Origin of the sequence: Streptomyces sp. SID5643 (assembly GCF_009872555.1) — a bacterium.
Taxonomy (GTDB): Bacteria; Actinomycetota; Actinomycetes; order Streptomycetales; family Streptomycetaceae; genus Streptomyces; species Streptomyces iakyrus.
In genome coordinates this window covers 1-6,330 of sequence record NZ_WWIC01000113.1, presented here as the reverse complement: position 1 = coordinate 6,330, position 6,330 = coordinate 1, and the positions used below count along the sequence as shown (strand labels likewise).

Genomic DNA, 6,330 nt, shown 5'->3' with positions numbered 1-6,330 from the left:
CGGCCCGGGGCAGGGTGGTGGGGTGTCGTGAGGTGTGGTGCGGGGCAGTTCGGTCACTTCCCTGATGCAGCGTGCCGGGGCTTGTCAGCGCGGATGGCCGCCGCTGCTCGGGTTTGCCGCCCGGGGCAGGGTGGTGGGGTGTCGTGGTGGGCGGGTCCCGCCGGGACGGCGGCCCTCTGGGGGAGCGGGGCGGATGGGGTGTTCAGTGCGCGTTCGTCGTCCTCGGTGTCGAACGGACGCGGCCGGCGGGCCGCCGGCCGCGTCCGCGCCTCTGCCGGGGCGGTCCCCGCAGACGCGGGGGCGTGGCGTCAAGGGGATCCGCCGATTGCCTGCGGCCTGATCCGGACGACAGGCTTTAGTGCTCTTGCCAGCCCTGTGCGTGCAGGGCCTGCCGCAAGGGCGTGGTCCGGCCGGGTGCGACGCTGATGTGGACCACGGCGGCGGGCCGGCCCGCGGCGTGCTCGAGGTGGATGTCCTCGATGTTGACGCCCGCGCGGCCGGCGTCCGAGAACAGCCGGGCCAGCTCACCCGGCTGGTCCCCGATCCTGACGGTCACCACCTCGAACCGTTCGGGCCGGGTGCCGTGTCCGTCGGGGATCCGGGCCCGGCCCGACCTGCCTTTGCGCAGCATGGCCTCGACGGTTTGCGCGCCGCTGCGGCGCTTGTCCTCGTCCATCGCGGCGATGGCGCGCAGCCCCACGACCATCCGGTCCAGGTCGCCGCCCAGTTCCTCGAGCAGGTCGGCCACGACGGCGGCGTTGGCGCTCAGGGTGTCCAGCCACAGCGCGGGGTCCGCCTCGGCGATCCGGGTGAGGTCCCGCAGGCCCGGCCCCGCCAGGCTCACTTCGCGTTCCCCGGCGTTCTCCAGTCGCATCGCGATCAGGCTCGCCACGACATGAGGCACGTGGGAAACCAGGGCGACCGCCCGGTCGTGCGCGGATGCCTGCATCAGGACGGGTACGGCGCCGCACAGGGCCACCAGTTCCAGGGCCGTGTTGAGCGTTTCGGTACCGGTGTCCGCCGTCGGCGTGAGGACCCACATGCGTCCCTCGAACAGATCGGCCCGGCCGGTCAGCGGGCCACTACGCGTGGCGCCGGCCACCGGATGGCCGCCGATGTACCGGGACATGTCGCAGTCGAGGGCGAGAACGTCGTGCTGCGGCTCCGCTTTGACACTGGCCACATCCGTGTAGTGGCGCGCCGCACCCTGCGCCTGAACATCCGCCAGCACACCGCCGACCAGGGGCGGCGGCACCGCCAGCACCGCCAGGTCGACGGCCTCCGAGGGCGGCCGCTGCGTTCCGGCCCCCCGTGCGGCGGCCGTCCGTGCCGCCGCCGGGTCGGCATCCCGTAGGTGCACTGTCACACCCCGCGCGCGCAGTGCCAGCGCGACGGAGGTTCCCATGAGTCCTGTGCCGATCACCAACGCGGAGTGCATAACAGCGCAAGTCCATTCCCTTGGCCGGCCACCCGGTCGTTCGGGACCTCCGGGACCATAGACGGCGGCCGGGGCCGGGTGAAAGGCCACACGGGCCTCGAACATCCGGTGCCGGGCGGGGAACCACGACCAGCCACGCCCCCACGTCCTCGGACGGAATTCACAGCACGTCGTTTTCCGCGCCGGTAACGGAAAGAGTAATTCCGGATTTCCGGATACTCACTTCGCCCTTCTGGGGGCGGTGCCCCGTGGTGTTACCCTCCGGTCTGATGTTCGGATTGTCGGCGGGTCGTGGGGATTTCCACCTCGCAGATGGAGGGTCGGGGGGAATGACTGGCACGTCCATGCGCCGGACCGGTTCCCGCTATCCGGGGGCGAGGGTGACGTCGGTGTCGCTCGCGCTGCGCTGGGCGGCGTCGCGGTTCAGCTTCGTCGAGGAGGAGGTGGCGGGGCTGCGGCCGTTGGTACGACCGGGCGCCGTGTGCCTCGACATAGGTGCCGAGTACGGCCTCTACACCTGGACCCTGTCGGCACTGGCCGGCCCTTCCGGCGCCGTGTACAGCGTCGAGCCGCTGCACGGTCCCGCGCAGTGGCTGCGTACCACGGCGGCGGCCCTGGGCTGCGGCAACGTCACCGTGCACCGCACCGCGCTCGGCGAGCGGGCACGCCGGCGGGGCACGATGAGTCTGCCCCGGCGCAGACTGCTGCCCGTCCACGGGCGCGCCTACCTCACCGAGGGCGCGTCGGGGCCCGGCCCCAACGCGGAATTCGCCCGGTCCCGTCCGGTGACCACTTCGGTGCGCACGGTGGACGGTCTGTGCCGCAGCATGGGTGTGGAGCGCGTCGACTTCATCAAGGCCGACGTCGAAGGGGCGGAGGCGGCCGTGCTGTCAGGCGCCCGGGCCACGCTGCTGCGCCACCGGCCCGTCCTCCTGCTGGAGATCGAGGACCGTCACCTCGCGAAGTACGGCATGGAGCCGGCCGGTCTCGTGCGCCGCCTGACCGCTCTCGGCTACGGCATGTACCGCTGGCGGAACCGGAGTTGGCAGCCCGTGGCCGAGGTCACGGACGACTGCCGCAACTACCTCTTCACAGCACGACCGATTCACACTCGCTGAAGGACTGACACACCCATGGGGTCCACCCTCGTCATCACCAACGACTTCCCGCCCCGCCAGGGCGGGATCGAGACATTCGTGCACGCCATGGTCACACGTATGCCGCACGACGGCGTCGTCGTCTACACCTCGCACGAGCCGGGCGGCACTGACTATGACGCGACTCTTCCGTTTCAGGTCGTACGGGACTCCACAGGCATGCTCCTGCCGACCCGGCGGGTCACCAGGAGAGCCGTCGAGTTAGCAAGAGCCCACGGCTGTGACCGGGTCTGGTTCGGAGCGGCGGCGCCGCTCGCCCTGATGGCACCGGCCCTGCGCCGCAGTGGCATACGGCGCATGGTGGCGACCACTCACGGTCATGAGATCTGGTGGGCCAGGATTCCCGGCGCACGCCGGATGATGCGGCGGATCGGCGACGGCGTGGACGTGGTCACCTACCTCGGCCAGTACACCCGCGACCGGATCGCGCCTGCCCTGGGCCCGCACGCGCGGCTGAGCCGCCTCGTTCCCGGTGTCGACGCCGACGTCTACCGGCCCCGAGACAGCACCGCCGCCGGCCTGCGCACCGAACTCGGGCTGCAGGGCAAGCGGGTGATCGTGTGCGTGGCCAGGATGGTCCCGCGCAAGGGCCAGGACATGCTGATCCGCGCCCTGCCCCTGATCCGGCGCGAGGTCCCGGACGCGGTGCTGCTGCTGGTCGGCCAGGGTCCCGACGAGGCGCGGCTGCGCAGGCTGGCCCGGCGCCACATCGACGACGGCGCGGTCGTCTTCGCGGGCGGTAAGACGCACTCCGAAACGCCGCGTTACTACGCCGCCGCGGACGTCTTCGCGATGCCGTGCCGCACCCGCAAGGCCGGTCTGGAGGCGGAGGGGCTCGGGATCGTGTTCCTGGAGGCGTCGGCGAGCGGTCTGCCGGTGGTCGTCGGCGATTCCGGCGGTGCTCCGGACACCGTGCTCGACGGCCAAACCGGCAGCGTCGTGGACGGCACCGACCCGGCGGCGGTGGCGGGCGCGCTGACCCGGATACTGCTCGACGCCGACCGGGCGGCCGGGATGGGCGCGGCGGGCCGCCGGTGGGCCCGGGACGTCTGGTCCTGGGACGCGTCGGCCCGTCATCTGACCGATCTGCTGACACCCGAGCGCGCTCTGGAGACGGTGCTCGGCCAGGAGTAACCGTTCCTGTGCCAGGTCTGTACCGGCCGTGGGTCCTCGGGACGGGGCGTGGGCCGTGGTGCCCGGCCGGGCACCGTCAGCCGTGGCCGGTGGCCGGTGGCCGGCACGCCGGGGACGTCGATGGTCGCCACCGGCGGCGGTTGCGCGCTGGGAGGCGGTCCGCGCGCAGGGACTGCGCTACGGGCGGTCCCAGCTGGATGCGTTGCATCACGCCGCGTTCGAGGAGGCGGTGCGGGACCTGATGCGCCGCGATGGCTGCCAGGACGCGCAGCGGGTCGGCGGGGGCGGCGACCTGGGGGCGGACGTGAAAGCCACCGACCCGATCGGGCGGCGCCGGGTGATCCCGTGCATCCACCGCCGTAACGGCGCCCGGGGCTCGGCCGTGGGCACGCCGGATCTGCCGGTTCTCAACGGGACGGCCCGGCCGGTCGACGGTGCGGACGTCGCGGTGATCGTGACGAACGGCAGGGTGACCGGGCCGGCCGTCACCTTCGCCAAGGAGCAGCGGCTGCATGGGGTGGACCGCCGCAGGCCGGCGGTGTTGGCCTTGGGATCCCGGCCGCTGCGGGAGCTGTTGCGGGCCGTTCCGCCCCCGAGGCGGCCCACGTCTCCGGGGTGAGCTGCGGAGCTTGGCAGGCTGCCCCCCTGTGGTGGAGCGGGACCCGGCACAATTTGCCCGGTCCCGCTCCACCACAAGGCCCCGTTCTCCGTGCCTCGGCGCATGGCCTGACCCGCCACCGTCGCGCCGCGGGCAGGTGAGGTCGAGGTGCTGCTCGACCCATCCGGCTGGTACCAACTGCGCCGGCTGCGTGCCCAGTTGGGCGGCCGGGGCGAGCCCGTGGCCAGGGCAGGGTTCCATGGCAACCATGGTGCGTCGAGGATCGTCTCCCCCTGCCGTTGTCGCCGTTGTCGCCATAGTCGTCGCTGTCGTGTTCGCAGCACTCACTTCGTGTTCCTCGGATTCTTCTACCAGGTCGCCCGCTGAGGGCCGTTCCGGCGGGTCCGACACCGGGACATCGGCCTCCCGTACCCCGGCGCCGGCCACACCGTCGCCCTCTTCGACCGGGCTGTGCGCCGATGGGAGGTGTGAGATCAAGGTCGCCGTGGGGGACGTTGTGACGGTGCCGGGAACGTACGGGCTCGGGCCGATCGAGGTGACGGCTGTCAGGGACGGCCAGGTCGAGATGGCCGCGCAGCTGACGGGGCCTGGTTTCAGCGTTTCGGGCTGTTCCGGTGGGGGCGGCGTTTCTTCCGGTGGCAGAGGCGGTGTCCGGCTCACCTGCGGTGAGGGGCCCGCTGCCACCATCAACGACGCCATGAGCTTGAAGGTCGCTGAGGTTGTGGACAAGGCCGCCGTCCTGCGTATCGAACCCGCCGGGTGACCGGAGAAGCATCGCCCGCCGTATCAACAGCCTTCTCACCGCGGACGACCGCCCTCCCCTCTGGGACAGCCGGCCTGCTCGTCCTACCCCGCCCGGTGCGTACACCTCCTCAGGCACAAGAGGAGTGAGTCGACTGCGAGCGTCGGCAGACGATCCCCGAGCAGATGGGCACCGCGAAACGCTGATACGGCGGCACGTGTCGTCAGGGAAGCTGACTGTGAGCAAGGGGCGGCCGACCCCGCTTCGGGGCGGCCTGCCATCTCCTGCCGCGGAGTGGCGGGTCAGTGCCCTGGTGGTTCAGCTCGAGCCACGTCTGCCGGCCCGAGCGATGGGGCCGAGGGAGGCCGGCTTCACAACTGCCGGCGCCGTTGACGAGAAGGCCGTCGTCGGCACCCTGTTCCTGGACCGCCCCAGCAATGGCAATGGCAATGGCCATGGGCGAAGCGGTGAGCAGGGTGCCGATTCGAGCGGCTCTGGGCTGCTGGTCCTCGCGGTCGATGTCCCACACGAGGCGAGGGTGGTGTGATCCGGGCAGCGGGGGTGCCCAGTCGGCACCGCGCGGGGGTCTCGCTGTCAGGCGGCTTCTTCCCACCGGCTGGGGGAGTCGTCGTCCTCGTCGGGTTGACGGGCGGTCTTCTCGCGGGTGGTCCCGCTGGCCGTCCTTGTCGCCTCACCAGTGCTGCTGATAGCAGGAGCGCCGATCCGCCGCCGCTATTCCGCTACGTCTACCGCGATGAGGCCACGCAGATCCTGGACAAGGAGCGAGGTTGGGTCAGCGGCCACTACTTCGTGGTCACCGTGCTGGCCATGGCTTTGGACCGAGATGGCGTGATGCTGCCGCGAGCGCGGCCGGCCGACGTTGCGCGGCGAGGGGTGACCTTCGGCCTGCTGGGCGTGGTGCCGCTCATGGTGGCGACCTTGAGTATCAGCGGCCACAGCGACCGGGAAGAGTTCCTGGCCGTCGTCGGTGGTATTGCCGGACTCTTCGGTCTCGGCCTGGTTGTGGTCGGTGCTGGCTTCTGGTGGGCCAGCGCGGGGGACATCCGACGCCTGCGGGACTGGCGCGCAACATCAAGAAGTGTTCGATCCTCAACGCGGCACTGATAGACAAGGTCAACAAGAACGACGGTGAGGGACGCCTGGAGTACGAGGGCGTCGCCATCAGGACCGGCGGGCGCCCGCGCAGGTTAAGACCGTGTCCTACGTGGTGAGGCGGACG

5 protein-coding genes and 1 pseudogene are annotated in these 6,330 nt (G+C 71.4%); 5 read left to right on the top strand and 1 reads right to left on the bottom strand.

Annotated features, from left to right (window positions below; all coding sequences use genetic code 11):
* Positions 1-355 precede the first annotated feature (355 nt).
* Positions 356-1,438 (bottom strand): prephenate dehydrogenase, encoded by a 1,083-nt coding sequence (locus tag GTY56_RS14830; protein WP_161365824.1) that lies wholly within the window; start codon positions 1,436-1,438, stop codon positions 356-358.
* 329 nt (positions 1,439-1,767) lie between these two features.
* Between GTY56_RS14830 and GTY56_RS14825 the strand changes: the two genes are divergently transcribed.
* From GTY56_RS14825 to GTY56_RS41315, 5 genes and pseudogenes are all read left to right on the top strand, one after another.
* Positions 1,768-2,556 (top strand): FkbM family methyltransferase, encoded by a 789-nt coding sequence (locus GTY56_RS14825; protein ID WP_237524856.1) that lies wholly within the window; start codon positions 1,768-1,770, stop codon positions 2,554-2,556.
* A 15-nt stretch (positions 2,557-2,571) separates the two neighbouring features.
* Positions 2,572-3,729, top strand: coding sequence for a glycosyltransferase family 4 protein (locus GTY56_RS14820; protein ID WP_161365823.1), 1,158 nt, complete (start codon positions 2,572-2,574; stop codon positions 3,727-3,729).
* Positions 3,730-3,874: 145 nt separating this feature from the next.
* Positions 3,875-4,348 (top strand): annotated as a pseudogene (locus GTY56_RS14815) (restriction endonuclease); the annotation flags it as partial.
* 484 nt (positions 4,349-4,832) lie between these two features.
* Positions 4,833-5,111, top strand: a complete 279-nt coding sequence (locus GTY56_RS14810) for a hypothetical protein (RefSeq protein WP_161365822.1) — start codon at positions 4,833-4,835, stop codon at positions 5,109-5,111.
* Positions 5,112-5,633: 522 nt separating this feature from the next.
* Positions 5,634-6,215, top strand: coding sequence for a DUF6336 family protein (locus tag GTY56_RS41315; RefSeq protein WP_202510189.1), 582 nt, complete (start codon positions 5,634-5,636; stop codon positions 6,213-6,215).
* Positions 6,216-6,330: the final 115 nt, after the last annotated feature.

Excerpts from the sequence above, each read along its gene's own strand:
- GTY56_RS14830 (WP_161365824.1), bottom strand. The coding sequence starts at position 1,438 with ATGCACTCCGCGTTGGTGATCGGCACAGGACTCATGGGAACCTCCGTC.
- GTY56_RS14825 (WP_237524856.1), top strand. The coding sequence starts at position 1,768 with ATGACTGGCACGTCCATGCGCCGGACCGGTTCCCGCTATCCGGGGGCG.
- GTY56_RS14820 (WP_161365823.1), top strand. The coding sequence starts at position 2,572 with ATGGGGTCCACCCTCGTCATCACCAACGACTTCCCGCCCCGCCAGGGC.